The organism is Gemmatimonas sp., from assembly GCF_027531815.1.
GTDB lineage: Bacteria > Gemmatimonadota > Gemmatimonadetes > Gemmatimonadales > Gemmatimonadaceae > Gemmatimonas.
Window position 1 is genome coordinate 253,218 of record NZ_JAPZSK010000006.1, and the last position, 17,621, is coordinate 270,838.

The following is a 17,621-nucleotide window of genomic DNA, read 5'->3' on the forward strand; positions in this document are numbered from 1 at the left end:
CACGGCGTCCCCGCTCACTTCCCTTTCCGGATTTCCTGCATGCGCACCCTGCGTGTTCTTGGCGCCGTTTCGCTGTTGTCCGTGCTCGCTGCCGCTCCTGCCCTGGCCCAGACGCGTCGCGCGGCGCCCAGCACGCGGGCCACGGCCGAGCTGTCACTGACGCTGGCCGATACCGCCGCGCAGCGCGCCGCGGGCAAGGCGGCGCTCGTGCGTCTCGACTACGGGCAGCCGCACCTGCGTGGCCGCAAGCTGCTCACCGACAGCCTGGTGCCCATGGGGCGCGTATGGCGGCTGGGTGCCAACGCCGCCACGCTGCTCACGACCGACGTCGAACTCACCATGGGCGGCAAGAGTGTGGCGCCCGGACGGTACGTGGCCCAGCTGCTCCCCGAACCGAGCGGCTGGACGCTCATTCTGCAGCAGGAGACCACCGGAGCGGCGCAGGTGAACGTGGCGGCCTACGACAAGGCCAAGGATTACGCGCGCATTCCGCTCACGGCCACGACGGCGTCACAGTCGGTGGAGAGCCTATCCATGGCCTTCGTGCCTTCCACCGCGCCCGGCATGCAGAAGGGCGATCTCACCATCGCGTGGGGCACGGTGATGCTGCGCACGGAGTGGTCGGTCAAGTAGTCGCGCCTGCCGCGAAATGCTCGTACTGTTGATGGAATGATGCGGCAGACGGACTGGGCGCGCGGTACATTGCGCCCAGTTCGTTGGCAGTCGGGGAGAGCGTTGCCTCGCCCGGGACGGCACGGTTGGTGCACGGGTGCGGTGGCAATAGCACCACCGACGGCCAATCAGCCTGCCGACGGGTTGGAACTCATGCATTGGAGCTGCAGAGATGGCGACGCGCGCAATGGTGTTCATCGATGGGACGTGGCTGGCCGTGACCGCCAACCGCCTGGCCGACCAGCATGGCCTGCAGGGGCGCACCGGGGGGCCGCTCGACTTTGGCGCGTTGCCGCGCGTGTGTGCGCAGGCGATTGCCGCCCAAATGGCCACCACCGCCGGCCTCGATGTCGTGCGGACGCATTACTTCGGCTCCATCGCCACCAATTTCGACGCGGTCGATCAGGACGCGGTGCAGCGGCGCAGTGAGTTCTTCGATAGCCTGCGGCGTCACCATCGCTACGAGGTGTATCGCTACGAGACCGACTACCGGGGGCATCGCGTACGGCGCACCCCCGGCGAGGAGGGCTTCGTGCCGCAGGAAAAAGCGGTCGATGTGGGGCTGGCCACCGCGCTGCTCGAGATGGCGGCGGTGTCGGCGTACGACATTGCCATCGTGGTGTGCGGTGATCGTGACTTCGTGCCGGCGCTGCAGGCGGTGCGCCGGTTGGGCAAGCGCGTGGCCATCGTGAGTGCACGTGGCAGCTGCTCGCGCGAGTTCAGCGATCCCAACGACCCCATGCGGGTGCGCGACTTCGACCCGCTGTGGCTGGATCTGTTGTGGAGCCAGGTCGTGGCGCCCGGCGCGCGCTCGCTCCGCTCGGCCGGGGAGTTGGCGTCCGGTCAAGGCCCCGATTTGGCGGGTGAGTTCGCGGACGAGGGTGAGGTGCCCGGGAGTGGGGAGGAGGGCCATCCCATGGCCGCGCGTGGCACGGCGGGGGCACTGGCCGATTCGCCTTACAGTGACGAGCGCGACAGCAGTGCACTCAGCGGCGTGGTGACCAAGGTGCACGCCAACGGCTACGGCTTCGTACGCGGCGACGACGGGGCCGACTACTACTTCCGCCGCTCCGATCTTGCCGATGTCACCGACTTTCTGCGCCTCGAGCGCTTCCGCACGCGGCTCACGTTCCGGGTGAGCGAGCTGGCGCGACCGGGGCAGGCAGGGCGCGCCGCCTCGCTGGTGGTGAGCGGTGTGCAGGAAGCCTCGGTACCGGTGTCGCCGCGGCCGGCGTTCTCAGCGGCGCCATCGCCGGGACTGACCGACGACCTCTGGGCGCTCGACCCGTTTGCGGCGCCGGTGCGGCGGGAGGCGGCCTCGGTGGCCAGTGCCGAGGCCGTCGAGGCCGTCGAGGCCGTCGAGTCCACGATGGTGACTGGGGGAGTCACGGGAGAGGCGGCGGAAGCGGCCACATCACCGGTGGAACGCGAGGTCACGCTGGCCGCACCGGTAGCCGGCGATGTGGCGCCGGCGGCGACCGAGGGGATGGCCGAGATCGGTGCAGACGAGGCAGCCGCCGCGGTGGCGCCGCGGAAGAAGCGCGTTTCGCGCAAGGCGCTGCCGGCGTAGGGGGTACGGAGCGCCTTTGCGACGAGGGGGCGGCTGACGAGAGGCGCTCAAATGAGCGAACTTACCTGCTCATTTGAACGGAGTCCTGTTGACGCTACCGCCCGCGTCACGCAAAGCCGCCGGCAAGCGCGCCGGTGCGCCGAAAAAGACGGCCATCGTTCGCGGCTCGTCGGGGATGGGCCAGCAACCGGCGCTGCTCGGGCGCCTGCGCAAGCGGGCGCCGCACCTCCTCGCTCGCCGAGGTGCCTTCGGTGGTGGTGCCCGAGGAAAGCAACGTGCTCATCAATCCCCGGCATGCCGACGTCGGGCGGATCACCACGCGGAAGGTCCGCAGGTGGCTGAACGCCCCGCGATACTGGAACCCGGCCGCCATGGGCAGATAGCCCGCTCGAGCCCGAGCGGTCTCCGCGTACGTTGAGCCGGCCGGTCCGTCGCGGGTGATAGCAGACCCAGCTTACGGCGCGCGGGCGCGCAGATCTTCGTACAGCCGGCCGTACGTCAGCAGAATATCCAACATCGCCTTCTGAATCGCCGGGGAGTTGAGCGCCTGCGAAGACATGGCGGTGTGGGCGTCGAGGGCGGCCATGATCGCGTCCTGGTTGGCCTTCGGCAGGTCGGGCGACGCCGCAAACTGCTCCTTGGTGTTCGACATGGCCTGCTTCCTCAAGACGGGCGACTCCAGGAGCTTCCCCTTGATCACGCCCGTGACGTACGTCAGGCGGTCGGTCTCCGTGAGCTCACCGGTGAACAGGTCATTCACCTTCTCGATGATCTCCGCCAACCGCGCCTTCTCGCGGTCCTGCACCGCCCCGGCGCCCGCCTCGGTGATGGGGGGCAGCGGTACGGGGCTGTCCTTCACCAGCGTCGGCTTCTGCATTCCCTTGTAGCGCAGGGCGTAGTGCGTGAGCTCGAGCTTCGAGAGGTCCACCCCCTCCCGCTCTCGCCCGAAGTCGAGCAGCCGCAGCAAGTGGCGGTAGAAGATCGCCCGCTTCTCGATCTCCGTGTTGCCGTAGTCGAACAGCTGCGACAGGAACGTGTAGAGCCGGCCGAACGCGCCCAGATCGCCCTTGAACAGCACCAGGGCGTCCATGGTGTGCTTGGCCGCCTCGGCGGCGGCTTCATCGTCGTTCTCTGTGGCCGCGCGCCACGTTGCCAGCGCCGCACTGTACTTCTTTATGAGCCGGTCGGCGACGGGATCCACCGCGCGCGCAAGGTCGCGCTGCTTCGATGACGGGTTGAGATCCACCGCCGCCACCCGGTCCACCTCGAAATCGTCGTAGTACCCCGTCGCGTCGAGCTTCGCGCGCAGGTTGTAGACGAGATTGGGGTCGGTAGTCGTTTCCAGCGTGGCGGTCTCGTAGTACACCTTGAATGCCGCCAGCACCTCCTCCGGCTCGTTCATGAAGTCCACCACGTAGGTGGTGTCCTTGCCAGGGTACGCCCGATTGAGCCGCGACAGCGTCTGCACCGCCTGGATCCCGTCGAGCCGCTTGTCCACGTACATGGCGCACAGCAGCGGCTGATCGAACCCCGTCTGGAATTTGTTGGCAGCCAGCAGGATCTGATACTCCGGCCCCTTGAACGCCTCGCGAATGTCACGCCCCTTGAGGCCGGGGTTGAGCGACGCGGTGGCTTCGGTGAACGGGTCGGGGCCGCTTTCGCCATCAACCACCTCCCCGGAGAACGCCACCAACGACTGCAAGGCGTAGCCCTTCTCGGCGATGTACTTCTGCAGCGCCAGCTGCCACCGCACCGCCTCCTTGCGACTGGCCACTACCACCATGGCCTTGGCCTTGCCCCCCAGCAGCAGCGACACCGTGGTGCGGAAGTGCTCGACGATCACCTGCACCTTCTGCGCGATGTTGTACGGGTGCAGGCGAACCCACCCCATGATGCCGCGCATCGCCGCGCTGCGTTCGACCTCCTTCTCATCGAACGCGGCGCCGCCATGGGCCAAGTTGAAGGCGGCCTTGTAGCTCATGTAGTTCTGCAGGACATCGAGGATGAACCCTTCCTCGATGGCCTGCCGCATGCTGTACACATGGAACGGCACCGGCACATTGTCGGGCGCCGGTTTGCGTGTGGAGTCCGGCCTCGTGCCGAACAGCTCCAACGTCTTGTTCTTGGGTGTCGCGGTGAAGGCCACGAAGGTGATGTTCTGCTCGTCGGCGCGCGCGGCCATCTGGGCGGCGAGCAGGTCTTCCGTACTCACCTCCCCGCCATCCTGCAGGGCGGCCAACTCTTCGGCGCTCAACAACTCCTTCAGCTTCGCCGCCGCCTCACCCGTCTGTGACGAGTGCGCCTCGTCGGCGAGCACGGCGAAGCGCTTCCCCTCGGTGGCGGCGAGTTCCCGCACGGCAGCCAGCGCAAAGGGAAAGGTCTGGATGGTACACACCACGATCTTCTTGTCGCCCTGCAGCGCCTCGGCGAGCTGCTCGCTCTTGGGCTTCCCTTCCCCCTTGATGACGGCCACCACGCCGGTCTTGCGCTGCATGTCGAAGATGGCGTCCTGCAGCTGCCCGTCGATGACCTTGCGGTCGGACACCACCACCACGGTGTGAAAGAGCTTCCTGTGCTCGGCGTCGTGCAGCTCGGCGAGAAAGTGCGCCGTCCACGCGATGGAGTTGGTCTTCCCCGAGCCCGCACTGTGCTGCACGAGGTACTTGGTCCCGGGGCCGTCGGTGACCACCGCGGCCTGCAGGTTGCGTGTGACATCCAGCTGGTGGTACCGCGGAAACAGCATGCCCACCGGCTGCTTCTTCTCGTCGCGCACGGTGACGAGATAGCGGCCGATGATCTCGAGCCAGCTCTCGCGCGCCCACACTTCCTCCCACAGATACGCGGTACGATGCCCGTGCGGGTTGAGCGGGTTCCCCTTGCCGCCCCCGTCACCCTTGTTGAACGGCAGGAAGGTGGTGGCCGGCCCCGCGAGGCGCGTGGTCATGAACGCCTCGCTGTTGCTCACCGCGAAGTGCACCAGTGCGCCGCTGGGGAAGCTCAACAGCGGTTCGGGCGCCTGCCCCTTGGGATTGGGCACGCGGTCGAACCGGTACTGGTCGATGGCGTCCTCCACCCGTTGCGTGAAGTCGGTCTTGAGTTCCACCGTGGCCACCGGGATGCCATTCAAGAACAGCACCAGGTCGATGGCGTTCTCGTTGTGCCGCGAGTAGCGCACCTGCCGCACCACGCGCAGCCGGTTGGTTTCGTAGCGCTCGAGGATGTCGGCGTTGAGGCCGAAGGCCGGCTTGAACTGCGCGAGTGTCAGCTTGGCCTTGAGCCCCACCAGCTCAATGCCGTTGCGCAGCACGTCGAGCGTCCCGCGCTGGTCCATCTGGGCGCGGAGGCGATCGAACAGCGTGTCGGCGGCCCTGTCACCGTGATTCTTGACGAGGGCTTCCCACGCCTGCGGCTGGGTGGCCTGCACCCACGCGATCACGTCGGCGGGATACAGCGCCCGGGCGCGATCGTACTGGGCGGCGTCGCCCTCGGCATACCGCCAGCCGTGGGCGGCGAGGTGCTCGCAGAGCTCCTCTTCGAAGGCGATTTCGCGGTGAAGCGTCATTGGGCGTTCATGGGTTCAACCGGGACAGCGATTCCTGTCACACTGGGGCCAGGATGTTGGCCGACGGGTGCGTCCTGGCCCAGTTCAGGCGGCGTCGGACACGGAGCGGACCGGCCTCACGGCGGGGAGGTCGTCGTCCGCGAGGGGACGTACCTCACTCACGGCAAGGGTACGAAGCGCCTGGGTCCGCCCGGCGTGCGTCACGAACTCCACCTCGACGGCATCGACGCCATAGACCAGCACGACCGTGCCCACGTCACCAGCGCGCAGTCCGGCGTCGGGCAGGTCCCGGCGCAGGACAACCGAATCCAGTTCGCGAAAGGCGGGTGTGCTCGGGGTCATCGAAAGGCCTCCCCTGGGTACGCTGTGACGAAGCGAGGCGCCTCCTCGCCGCGGAGGACGATCCAGACCGTGACGACCACAGCCGCGCGGCCGGTCGGACCCTGAATCATACCACGCACCACGTACTTCTGCCCATACGCTCCAGGCTCTACCAGCTCGGCCTCCCCGTCCCGCGCGACAGCCAGTAGCTGATCGCGCAACGACAGCCAGCCGGCCTGGCTGAAGCCGAGCCGGCCGAAGAACCGCGCCTTGGACCGCCCATCGCGATGATCGTGCGAAAGGAGATAGTCGCGCACCTTCGCCGCATCGATGACCGCTATCGCGGCGTTGGGGAGTCGCATGCAGGAGGGTCGGTGGTCGCTGAAGACGGTGCGGACTGCGCCGAGACCTTCTGGCGCTCGATGGCATCGAGCGTCTGGCGACTCTCGGTCATCCACTCGATCCACCCATTGGCACTCCGGCCCAGCAACACGCTGGCCGCACCGCTGGGCGTCCGGAACAGGTGATCACGCGTGAAGCGGAGGCGCTTGCCATCGGCGACCAGCACCCCCGACGCGATGAGCGGGGCGCGGAGCCGCTCCGCCTGGGTGCCCCCCTGTGACGCGGTGTTCTCGAGCGGGCCAGACGAATCCCGCAGCACCACGAAGCCATCGGCCGTGTAGTAGCCCCGCCCATCCGCCCCGCGGCGCTGGCAGTGGAACATGACGGGGGCCACCGCCTTCTCGACCGCCTGCACGAGGGCATCGAACATGGGATAGCCGAGTGTGGAGACCAGCGCCTGCCCGGTCTCGAAGATCTCCAGGCAATCCGCCTCGAGCGGCGGCGGTGTGAAGGGCCGGTTGCCCTTGTTGCCGTTCTCGTCCCGGAAGCGCCCGGCAGTGCGGATGGCCTGCAAGCAGTGCCACTCCAGAAAAAGGGCGTGGGTCTGGGTGAGCGAGTTCGTGCGGGAGATCAGCACCAGCGCCCGCTCCCAGAAGTCCTTTTCCTTGTTGTGCGCGGTAAGGCGGGCACGGAGGTCACCGGTCTGCCCTACGTACACCGTATCCTCGCTGCCGTCCTCGGTCTCGCCCACCAGGAAATAGAGCGCCACCTGCGTGCTCTCCGGCATGGCCAGGAAGTCGGCCAGCAGGCTGCGCGGCACCTCGATGACCTGCACGATGCGCGTGGTGATCTCGGCGATGCGGATCCCCCGCGGGTCGCCGGCGGGGAGGAAGATCTGAATGGTCTTGGCGCGTGGCGGTCACGCGGCCTCCGCTGGTGCGAGGCCGCGTACGTCGATTTGGCCGGTGACAGCGGCAGCTATCAGCGCACTTCGTCTCTGAGAGAGGACTTCGACCAACTTCTGTGCCTCCGCGACGAGCAGATCAATTCGATCAAGCGCCTGCTCAAGGTATGCCATGACCTTCCTCTGCTCTTCGAGGGGCGGCAACGGAATGACTACATCCTTCACGTCACCACAATTGAGGTGGGGGTGCAACGCGCCTGTTTGAATGGCTGCGAGTGAGTCCTTGCCGTAGCTCGAATTCAGTACCCAAGAAATCCATGCGCCCTCGACCACCTCCTTCTTGGGGGACACAATAATGAGAGCATGACAATTACAGCCTTCAAACTCAGGCGTCACGACAGCAGTCTGCCCGATATCCCCCGTCTGCACGATAAGCACATCGCCAGCCTGCAAGATCGATTTCGCGTGCTCGTCGCTCCAATCGCGCGAAACGAAGTAAGGGACGTCAAAGAGAATTCGGTTTGACTTTACGTGCAGGGACTGCAGGTAGCGAACCCCATCCTCAATCAGGATGTCTCGCGTCGGTCCGACATATCCGTTTGTAATCTTCGTACTAATGGTTGTCATCCGATGGATGGCCCAGTGCGCAGGGATGGCATCCAGTTCCTCTACGGCGGAGGCGAGCACTGGCGCGTCAGTATCCAGCCCCTTGGTGACCGCGTGCGAGATCACCGCCTGTCGCTTCTCCTTCAGCAGCGCGATCAGCCGCTCCTGCTCGGCCACGAGGGCGTCGATCTTGGCGGTCTCGTGGTCGAGTACATCGACGATCGCGCGCTGCTCATTCAGTGGTGGCATAATGGCAATCAACCCTGCAAGTACGTCCGGATAGAGCCTCAAGCGCGAATCAATCACGCCCGCGGAGTGCGCCTTGAAGTAAGGCAGATACTGGTCGCATCGCACGAGATAATCGAGAAACCGCGGATACACGCGTGAATTCGGCTCGAAAACGCAATAAGACGGGCTGACGATGCCATCGTGCACCGTTACACCCAAACCGCGATTCCAAGCTAGCATGATGTTCACGACAAGATCGTTGCGCTTGCAGACCTTGTACCCTTCAAGTGTTTCCGCACGAGTCAGCTGCGCACCGGCCTCGATGATCGCCGAGCGAGGCGTTACACCAGTATACGCAGAGACTGACAGCAATTCTTCCTCACCACCGATTGAACGCTCGTCTCGCTCGCGTAGAATGTGCTTGAAGCGAGCAAGGTCCCAATGCGCTGGCACCTTCCTCAGCCACTCCACCCCGCTGTCCTTGTATTCAGGATACCGCGGGAAGCTCACGACTCCCCCCCGCGCGTATCCCGCTTCTTCGCGCGCTTCGGCAGTGCCTTCGCCGCGCGCTCCAAATCTGCGAGGGTGTCCTGCTCTGCGGCGGCCTCCAACTCCGGCCGGCGACGCGCGTCGAACGCATCGTACGCGACCACGGCACGCTGATTGGCATCCGCGCGTGACACGCTCCCGCCGTCGGTCAGCACGGCGCGCTCGTTGAAGCGCAGGAAATCATCGAGCTTCTGCTCCCAATCCCGAAGAAACACCTGCTTGCGACGCGATGCCTGATCCTCGGCGAAATCGAGAAACATGGTCACGATGCGATTGAGCTCCGTGATCTCCGGCTCCAACAGGTAGTTCTTCGCCACGGTCACGTCACCACGACGGATCTGCGCGCCCTTCCACGCCGTGAGCCCCATGGTGGGGGCGTTTGCATCCACACGGCGCGCAATGATCTCCGGCGCCGTGAGCCCAGTGACGGCGAAGTGCAGCTTGTTCTGCACGGTCTGAAACACCCATGCCGTGTCGTCGGCATTGGGGGCGTAGTCGGCGGCCAGCGCCAGAATATCCCGCACGCGCAGATACATGCGCCGCTCGCTCGCCCGGATGTCCCGGATGCGTTCGAGCAGTTCATCGAAGTAGTCGGGCACGCCGGCGCCCGGCGGGTTACGCAGGCGCTCGTCGTCCATGACGAAGCCCTTGCGGAGCAGTTCCTCCAGCTGGCCCGTGGCCCACTGCCGGAACTGCGTGCCCCGAGGCCCACGCACCCGGTACCCGACCGCCAGAATGGCCTCCAGCCGGTAGTGTTCCACCTCGCGTGCGACCTGCCGGTCACCTTCCTGGCGAACTATCCGGAATTTCCGGATAGTTGCCTCACGGTCGAGCTCTCCCTCGTCGAAGATGTTGACGAGGTGTTCGTTGATCGTTCGCACATCTCGCTGGTACAGCTCGGCCATGAGCGCCTGTGACAGCCACACCGTGCCCTCGTCCAGCCGGCACTCGACGCGCGTGCGGCCATCGGGCGCCTGGTACAGGACGATCTCCGACACCGAGCCCTGCTCCTCCCCGCTCACTGGCTCAGCTCCCCAATCATCTTCACAATCCGGTCGGTCACCACCTTGAGCTCCGCGTCGATCTCCGCCAACGGCCGCGGCGGAGTGAACACGTAAAAGTGCCGGTTGAACGGAATCTCGTAGCCCACCTTGGTCTTCTCGTGGTCGATCCACGCGTCGGGCGCGTGCGGCTTCACCTCGCGATCGAAGTACGCCTCCACGCTTTCGCTCAGCGGCACGTTCTCCGTGTCGCGAAGCGATGAATCGGGCACGGGCTTGCCCTTCCCCTTGCCCTTGGCAGCCAGCACCACGTTTCCCGCCGCGTCGCGCTCGGGGCGCTCCACGGTGATGGTGCGATACCCGAACGCGTCGTTACGGAAGATCTTCGAGATGGGCTTGCCATCGCGCGTGGCCTCCTCGAAGCCGCCGAAGAGTCGCGTGATCTCCTCGATATGCGCCGAGCCGATCTCCTTGCGCTTGCTGCCAAGGCTCTTGCGCATCTTCTGCCACATGGCGCTGGCGTCGATGAGCTGCACCTTGCCCTTGCGGTGCACCGGCTTGCGGTTGCTCACGATCCACACGTAGGTGGCGATGCCGGTGTTGTAGAACAGATCCGTGGGGAGCGCGATGATCGCCTCCAGCAGGTCGTTCTCCAGCACGTAGCGGCGAATTTCGCTCTCGCCACTGCCGGCGCCACCCGTGAAGAGCGGGCTGCCGTTGAGCACGATGCCGAAGCGGCTGCCGCCGTCCACGGCGGGGCGCATCTTGCTGAGCAGGTGCATGAGAAACAGCAGCGAGCCGTCGGATACCCGCGGCAGCCCGGGCCCGAACCGCCCGTCGAACCCCTTCTGCTCGTGCTCGCGCCGCACCTCCTTCTCGATCTTCTTCCACTCCACGCCAAAGGGTGGGTTGGAGAGCATGTAGTCGAACTTCTTTGTCGGCAGCCCGTCGTTGGAGAGCGTGTTGCCGGGAAAGATGTTGGACACCTCCTGTCCCTTGATGAGCATGTCCGCCTTGCAGATGGCGTACGACTCGTCGTTGAGCTCCTGCCCGAACATCACCAGCCGCGCTTCGGGGTTGATCTCGGCCAGGTGCTCGCCCGCCACGCTCAGCATGCCCCCGGTGCCGGCGGTGGGATCGTAGATGGAGCGTACCACGCCCGGCTTGGTGAGGGCTTCGTCGTCCTCGATGAACAGCAGGTTCACCATGAGGCGGATGACCTCACGTGGCGTGAAGTGCTCACCGGCCGTTTCGTTGCTCAGTTCGGCGAACTTTCTGATCAGCTCCTCGAACACGCTGCCCATCTGCGCGTTCGAGACCGTATCGGGGTGCAGGTCGACCGTGGCGAACTTCTCCGTGACCAGATACAGCAGGTTGGCCTTGTCGAGCCGCTCGATCTGGGTGTGGAAGTCGAAGCGCTCGAAGATGTCGCGCACCGCGGGCGAGAACGCCTGCAGGTAGCTGCGGAGATTCTCGGCGATGTGGTCCTGATCGCCCAGCAGGGTGCGCACGTCCAGCCTGGAGGTGTTGTAGAACGACTGGTCGGCCGCCTTGAGGAGAAATGGCTCGGGGTTGAGCCCCGCCTTCGAGCGCTTCTCCAGCTCGGCCAGCACGGCGGCCTTGGTGGGCTCCAGCACGCAGTCCAACCGGCGGAGCACCGTGAAGGGCAGGATGACGCGACCGTACTCGGACTGCTTGAAATCGCCGCGCAGCAGGTCGGCGACGGACCAGATGAAGGCGGACAGATTGGGGGTCGCCGTGGCTGCGGCACGCTCAGGGGCGGGGCCGGTGCCGGCGGTCATCACATTGGCCATCACGACGGGGCTACGGATTGGGGAGGGCGGTCGCTTACCAGTCTGTAATGTGGAAGCTCACCCTGACAGAGGCGAGACGCGGGGGTCACGGTACGGGCTCGCTCAATCGCCGACAGCACCTCGCAAACGCAAAGGTCGCGAACCCGATTGGAGTTCGCGACCTTTGGCACCCGCAGACAGTTACAACACAAGTAGCTGGGGGGAGACTCGAACTCCCGACCTCACGATTATGAGTCGTGCGCTCTAACCGGCTGAGCTACCCAGCCCCAAAAGCGTGGTCCGCGCATGGAGCGGGCGCGGCACTTCCGGGACGCAAACGGCCGGCCCTTTCGGACCGGCCGAATGCTATGGCGGGGGCGGGATTTGAACCCGCGACCTTCGGGTTATGAGCCCGACGAGCTACCAGGCTGCTCCACCCCGCGGCAGTCTTGGGATATTAGCCGGTCAATCGCCGGAGTCAACCCCGGTCGTGTCGTCGGTCGCACTCTTTTTCACCGAATCACGCGCGGCCGCATCACGCGCCACCGAATCGCGCGCCGAGGCGTCGTCCACCCAGTAGAGCAGCTCCTTCGGCCCCTTCACCAACCCGTGCTCCTCGCGCGCAATGCGCTCGAGCGTGAAGTCGTCGCTGCTCACCAGCTTGAGCGTGGAATCGAGCGCCGCCACCGTGTCACGCAACAACGTCAGTTCCGATTCGATGTCCGCGACACGGTCGCGCAGCGCGAGCAGATCGGTGGTGCCGTACTCGCCACCTTCCACGGCAAAGGACAGCACCGCCACCGCCCCGCCCACCCACGCCAACCGGCGGATGAGGGCGCCGCCCGGCATCACGCGCTTGCTGCGCCCCGCCACGCCGCCGCCCTCAGATGCCGAAGAGCGCGCCGCCGGGATACTCGGCGTACCCCTCCAGCTGCTCCTCGATACGCAGCAGCTGGTTGTACTTGGCCACGCGATCGCTGCGCGACGGTGCCCCCGTCTTGATCTGCCCCGCCTGCGTCGCCACCGCGAGGTCGGCAATGAAGGTGTCCTCGGTTTCACCCGAGCGGTGCGAAATGATGCTGTTGTAGCCGGCGCTCTTCGCCAGCTCGATGGCCTCGAGCGTCTCGGTGAGCGTGCCGATCTGGTTCACCTTGATGAGGATCGCGTTGGCCACTTCGGCCTCGATGCCCTTGGCCAGGATCTCGCTGTTCGTGCAGAACAGATCGTCGCCCACCAGCTGGCAGCGATCACCCACGAGTTCGGTGAGATACTTCCAGCCGTCCCAGTCGTTCTCCGCCATGCCGTCTTCGATGGACACGATGGGATACTGCTCGAGCCAGCCGGCGTACAGCTCGGCCATCGCCTGCGGGCTGCGCGCCGCGGCGCCGCTCTTCTTGAACTGATACTGCCCGTCGCGGAACAGCTCGCTGGCCGCCACGTCCAGTGCGAGCGCGATGTCCTGCCCCGGACGGAACCCGGCCGCCTCGATGGCTTCGATGATCACCTTGAGCGCGTCCTCGTCGCTCGCGAGGTTCGGCGCAAAACCGCCTTCGTCGCCCACGCCCGTGGAGAGCTTGCGCGCCACCAGCACCTTCTTGAGCTGATGGAACACCTGCGTGCCCATGCGCAGCCCTTCGGCGAAGGAATCGGCCCCCACGGGGATGACCATGAACTCCTGGAAGTCCACCGTGTTGGTGGCATGCGCGCCACCGTTGAGGATGTTCATCATGGGCACCGGCAGGGTGCGCGCCATGGGGCCACCCAGATAGCGATACAGCGGCAGCCCCACTTCCAGCGCCGCCGCGCGCGCCACGGCCATGGAGACGCCCAGCATGGCGTTCGCCCCCAACCGCCCCTTGTTCTCGGTGCCGTCGAGATCCATCAGCGCCCGATCCACCGCGATCTGGTCCGTAGCGTCCATCCCCTCGAGCGCCTCGGCGATCTCGGTGTTCACGTTGTTCACCGCCTGCTGCACCCCCTTGCCGCCGTAGCGCCCCGGGTCCCCATCGCGCAGCTCCACGGCTTCGCGCTCACCCGTGCTGGCGCCGCTCGGCACCGCCGCGCGTCCCGCCGCCCCGGTCTCGAGAATGACGTCGACTTCAACGGTGGGATTGCCGCGAGAGTCGAGAATTTCGCGCGCGGACACGGAGACGATGGGAGCCATGATACTGGGGATGTGTGTGAGGCGAGATTGGTAAACGGCAACGACAGACGGCAGACGGCAGGAACCACAGACGGCAGTAGGCAGGAACAACGAAGGGCCCTGCGCCACGCACCGAGCCTCCTTCCCCCTGCCCCCTGCCCCCTGCAACCTGCAACCTGCAACCTGCAACCTGCTTCCTGCGACCTGCGACCTGCGACCTGCTTCCTAACGTGCCCTAAATCTACGACGATGTCGGCGCCGGCAGGGGCTCGGCGCGCCGTTCGCGCTCGCCACTCACGAGCGCCGGCTCCACGCCGTACACCTCGCGCAGACACACGGCCATGCGCTCCCGCACGCGATCGGCCAGCACATTGCGATCGTTGTAGGTGAGCCCGGTCGTGGCAATGGGCTCCAGCAGGTGCACGTGCACGGTCCCCGGGCTGGCGCGGAACTCGTCGCGCGGATTCACCTCGATGGTGCCGTGAATGACCACCGGCACCACCGGGGCCTGCGAGGCAATGGCCAGCACGAACGGCCCCTTCTTGAAGGGGCGCAGCGCATAGCTGCTGCCGCGCGTCCCCTCCGGATACACGAGCACCGGATTGCCCTGCTGGATCTTCTTCGCCGCATCTTCGTAAGCACCGAACGCGGCTTTGCGATTCTCGCGATCGATGTAGATGACCCCCACCCCGCGCGCCGCGGCGCCGAAAATGGGGATCTTCTCGAGCTCCCGCTTGGCCACGAAGCCGTAATGCGGCAGCACCTCGATCATGCTGGGAATGTCGAACCAGCTGACATGATTGGCGATGTACACCCGCGGTGCTCCCGCCACGAGCCCATCGTTGCCGTGCAGCACCACCTTCACGCCCGCCGCGCGCAGCAACCACCACGCCCACCAGCGCGGACACTTTTCGTAGATGCTTCCCGGGCCCTCCTGCACCCCGAAGAGCTGCGCGATGAGCACGGTCGACCCGAAGACGAGTGTCCCGATCAGCAGGGCGACGAAGGTGAGGGCGGTTCGGAACATCCTTCCAAGTTTAGCGCGGCTGGCGCCGCATACAACTGCGCCGCACCGAACCGGCTACCTCGCGAAGTGATCGTGGCCGGAGTCGGGCGCGGAATGCGCCGCTGGTTCCGTTCCGGCCGGTCGCACCTCGCCAATGACGGTGAGCGGCACCTCGCTGAAGGCACTCCAGCCACCCGTCACGGCCGCCAGACGCCCGGGGGGTACTGTGACCAGCAACTCGTACTCCTCGCCGCTCCTGAGGGCCTGCGCGGGGGTGAGGCCGGTGCCCACCGGCAGGCGCGCATGGTCGAGGGAGACCACCACCCCGCTGGCGGCGCCCAGATGCCGAGCGTCGGCGGCCAGACCGTCGGAGATATCCAGCATGGCACTGGCCCCCATGCGGGCCAGCCACTCGCCCTCGGCCAGACGGGGAGTGGGCGCGGCGAAACGGTCGCGCGCCCACGCGGTGGGTGTGTCTCCCTGCTGCCACGCCGCGAGTGCCGCCCCGGGGCCGCCCAGCGTGCCGGTGACCATCACCAGGTCGCCCACCTGCGCACCGGCGCGCGACACGGGAGGGTGCGCAACGCCGATCACGGTGAGGGTGATGGCGAAGGTGGCCCCGCGACTCAGGTTCCCCCCCACAATGCGCGCGCCCGCCGCCCCCACGACGCGGCCTATCCCATCGGCCACCTCGGCCAGTGCGCCCTGCCAGTCAGGCGGCACCACCAGCGCCACCAGCACACGCTCGGCACGAGCCCCCATGGCCGCGAGGTCGGAGAGTGCCGCGGCCGCGGCGCGGTGCCCGATCTCCGTTGGCGTGAGCCATTCCCGGCGAAAGTGCACATGCTCGACGCAGGCATCGGTGCTCACCACACGCACTCCGGTGGCGAGCGGCGGCAACACCGCGGCATCATCACCAATATCCACGGCCAGCGGTCCCCACCGCGCCATGAGCATGCGGATGGTGTCGAACTCCACCCCCGGCCCCATGGCCTGATGGTCGCGAAAGGCCGCCTGCTGCGCCGAGCCGTGCGTGGTCGCCATGCGCGGAAGCTAGAGGCTGCAACGTCGCGGCGTCAGCGTTGTGGTGGCCGGCACCACACACGCCGGCTTACGGCACGAGCCCGTCGGCGCCGCGCCGCAACCGCACGAGCCCCTGCGGCGTGGCGAGAAAGAGCCAGTCGCGCGTGAACAGCAGATCGAGCACCGGCCCCGGCAGCTCCGCCCCAGTACGCAGGACGCGTACGGCACCGTGCGCACGGTCGCGCAGCACGAGGCCGTCACGACCGGCAAGCGCCATCGTGCGCGCATCCAGCGCCACGCGGGTGACCGCACCCAAACGCTGGGGCTCCATCAACGGCAGGGGCTCGGCAGGGGTACCGTTGTCCGCCCCCCACGCAGCCCAGGCGTTCAGCAGGTACACGGCGTCGTCGGTGGCCACCAGCGCCACGCTGTCGTGCAGCGCCAGCGCACGGACCGGACGCCGAAGCGCGGAGGCACTGCCGCCGGGACGGCGCATGGCGGCGGGTGCCGCGGGGTCGGCAGGTCGAAGCACGAGCCCGGCTTCGGTACCGGCCCAGAGCACCTCGCCGGCCGTCTGCAGCGCGTACACGGCCACTCCAGGGAGAGCGACGTTGCCCTCGGGTACGGCGCCCGACGCCGCAGCGGTTTCGCGCAACGTTTCACGCTCCATGTCGCGCAACGTGTCGCGCACGAACACCAACCCCTGCGCCGTGCCCGCCCAGGCACCGTTGTCGCGAGCGGCCACGGCGAAGACCCGGTCATCGGGGAGTCCGGTGAGTCGGCCGTACCGTTGCATCGCCTCGGCACCGTCCAGTTGCACCCGCAGCAGCCCGCTGGCCGTACCCACCCACGCCTGCGCGCCGCGGGTGACCATGGCAAAGGCACGCACCCCGGCCAGCGGCATGGTGATGGTGCCCTCGATCCAGCGCCAGCGCTGCAGATCGGTGGTGGCGAAGGTGAGGCCGCCATCGCGATTCGCGAGACCGAGTCCGGCAATCCACACGCCGTCGGCGGCGGGCGCGAGCGCCCCCGCGCCGCCATCGCGCAGCCCATAGGGAAACGCCGCGGCCGTGCCCACCAACGGGTCCACGCGCAACAGCCCGTCGCCATCGGTACCCACCCACAGCTCGCCAGCGCGATCGGGGGAGGCAGCGGCCGCGCGCATGATCACCGAACGCAGCGGCCGGTTCCCGGCGGCATTGTGCCGAAGCTGCAGAAGCGCCTGCTGCACCTGCGCCCGCAGCGCCGGGTAGCGGCCCTCGAGATCGGCAAGCGACGGCGGCACGACCACCGCCGCCAGTGCCGGTGCACCAGCGAGCGGCGTGGCGATACCAACCCGCGAGACGCGCAGCCATTGCCCGCCGCTCTGCACCAGCGCATCGCCGCTGGCAGTGGCAGCCCGCTCGAAGACGATGCGCTGCGGCACACCGGTCACGAGCACACGCTGCGCCTGCCCCGTGAGCGGGCGGTACACGATCACGGCCCCCGGCACCCCGATCCACAGGGCATCCTCCACCGGGTCGCCAACGAGCAGCGAAATGCCCGGGCCCACCGTGCGCGCGTCGAACGCCGTCGACAGGCCGAGTTCCCGTTGCAGGTCATCGGTTGGGGGCTGCGTCCAGCGCTCGGTGAAGCGATCGAAGATGGCCACGCCGCCGGGCCCTGCGGCGTAGACGAAGCGCCGTGATGCCGCCACGGCGTTCACGGTGGCGAAGCTGCCCACCAGCACCCGCTCCTCGCCCGGGCTCACGAACCCCGCGGGAGCCGCGGCTCCCGGTGGCAACGGGGCACAGGCCGCACTGCCAACGGCGGCGAGCGCCTTGGCGAGCACAATGGCGAACGCCCGGGTGCGTGCCGCATAGCTCGTCATGGGGCGTTGGCGATGCGCGGCGTGCGGCATG

At 67.0% G+C, this 17,621-nt stretch carries 15 protein-coding genes and 2 tRNA genes; 2 read left to right on the plus strand and 15 right to left on the minus strand.

The window, feature by feature from the left end; genetic code table 11:
* The first annotated feature begins 39 nt into the window (after positions 1 to 39).
* A complete protein-coding gene (locus tag O9271_RS08640; RefSeq protein WP_298268336.1) occupies positions 40 to 633 on the plus strand; it encodes a DUF2911 domain-containing protein in 594 nt (197 codons plus the stop codon).
* A 211-nt stretch (positions 634 to 844) separates the two neighbouring features.
* Entirely contained in the window at positions 845 to 2,242 is a 1,398-nt protein-coding gene (locus O9271_RS08645) for an NYN domain-containing protein (RefSeq protein WP_298268338.1), read from the plus strand.
* 106 nt (positions 2,243 to 2,348) lie between these two features.
* Here O9271_RS08645 and O9271_RS08650 read toward each other — a convergent pair whose 3' ends face one another.
* The 15 genes from O9271_RS08650 to O9271_RS08720 form a co-directional block, all read right to left on the minus strand.
* Entirely contained in the window at positions 2,349 to 2,615 is a 267-nt protein-coding gene (locus tag O9271_RS08650; RefSeq protein ID WP_298268340.1) for a hypothetical protein, read from the minus strand.
* A gap of 81 nt (positions 2,616 to 2,696) precedes the next feature.
* A complete protein-coding gene (locus O9271_RS08655; protein WP_298268342.1) occupies positions 2,697 to 5,804 on the minus strand; it encodes a type I restriction endonuclease in 3,108 nt (1,035 codons plus the stop codon).
* Positions 5,805 to 5,888: 84 nt separating this feature from the next.
* Complete coding sequence (locus tag O9271_RS08660) at positions 5,889 to 6,146, minus strand: DUF4926 domain-containing protein (RefSeq protein WP_298268344.1); 258 nt, start codon at positions 6,144 to 6,146, stop codon at positions 5,889 to 5,891.
* Entirely contained in the window at positions 6,143 to 6,487 is a 345-nt protein-coding gene (locus tag O9271_RS08665) for a DUF6883 domain-containing protein (RefSeq protein ID WP_298268345.1), read from the minus strand. Before O9271_RS08665 ends, O9271_RS08660 begins: the two co-directional genes overlap by 4 nt.
* Positions 6,463 to 7,302, minus strand: a complete 840-nt coding sequence (locus O9271_RS08670; RefSeq protein WP_298268347.1) for a GIY-YIG nuclease family protein — start codon at positions 7,300 to 7,302, stop codon at positions 6,463 to 6,465. Before O9271_RS08670 ends, O9271_RS08665 begins: the two co-directional genes overlap by 25 nt.
* Positions 7,303 to 7,386: 84 nt before the next feature.
* The gene (locus O9271_RS08675; RefSeq protein WP_298268349.1) at positions 7,387 to 8,715 is read right to left on the minus strand and encodes a restriction endonuclease subunit S; all 1,329 of its coding nucleotides are present in this window, start codon (positions 8,713 to 8,715) and stop codon (positions 7,387 to 7,389) included.
* A complete protein-coding gene (locus O9271_RS08680) occupies positions 8,712 to 9,752 on the minus strand; it encodes a virulence RhuM family protein (protein ID WP_298268351.1) in 1,041 nt (346 codons plus the stop codon). Before O9271_RS08680 ends, O9271_RS08675 begins: the two co-directional genes overlap by 4 nt.
* Before the next feature lie 20 nt (positions 9,753 to 9,772).
* Positions 9,773 to 11,557, minus strand: coding sequence for a class I SAM-dependent DNA methyltransferase (locus tag O9271_RS08685; RefSeq protein WP_343213890.1), 1,785 nt, complete (start codon positions 11,555 to 11,557; stop codon positions 9,773 to 9,775).
* 204 nt (positions 11,558 to 11,761) lie between these two features.
* A tRNA-Met gene (locus O9271_RS08690) sits at positions 11,762 to 11,835 on the minus strand.
* A gap of 82 nt (positions 11,836 to 11,917) precedes the next feature.
* Positions 11,918 to 11,991, minus strand: a tRNA-Met gene (locus O9271_RS08695).
* A 22-nt stretch (positions 11,992 to 12,013) separates the two neighbouring features.
* Positions 12,014 to 12,421 (minus strand): septum formation initiator family protein, encoded by a 408-nt coding sequence (locus O9271_RS08700; RefSeq protein WP_298268355.1) that lies wholly within the window; start codon positions 12,419 to 12,421, stop codon positions 12,014 to 12,016.
* A gap of 10 nt (positions 12,422 to 12,431) precedes the next feature.
* Positions 12,432 to 13,712, minus strand: a complete 1,281-nt coding sequence (gene eno / locus O9271_RS08705) for a phosphopyruvate hydratase (protein WP_298268357.1) — start codon at positions 13,710 to 13,712, stop codon at positions 12,432 to 12,434.
* 220 nt (positions 13,713 to 13,932) lie between these two features.
* Entirely contained in the window at positions 13,933 to 14,718 is a 786-nt protein-coding gene (locus O9271_RS08710; protein WP_298268359.1) for a lysophospholipid acyltransferase family protein, read from the minus strand.
* 54 nt (positions 14,719 to 14,772) lie between these two features.
* Positions 14,773 to 15,741 (minus strand): thiamine-phosphate kinase, encoded by a 969-nt coding sequence (gene thiL, locus O9271_RS08715; protein WP_298268361.1) that lies wholly within the window; start codon positions 15,739 to 15,741, stop codon positions 14,773 to 14,775.
* Positions 15,742 to 15,808: 67 nt separating this feature from the next.
* Entirely contained in the window at positions 15,809 to 17,620 is a 1,812-nt protein-coding gene (locus tag O9271_RS08720; RefSeq protein WP_298268362.1) for a hypothetical protein, read from the minus strand.
* Position 17,621 lies beyond the last annotated feature (1 nt).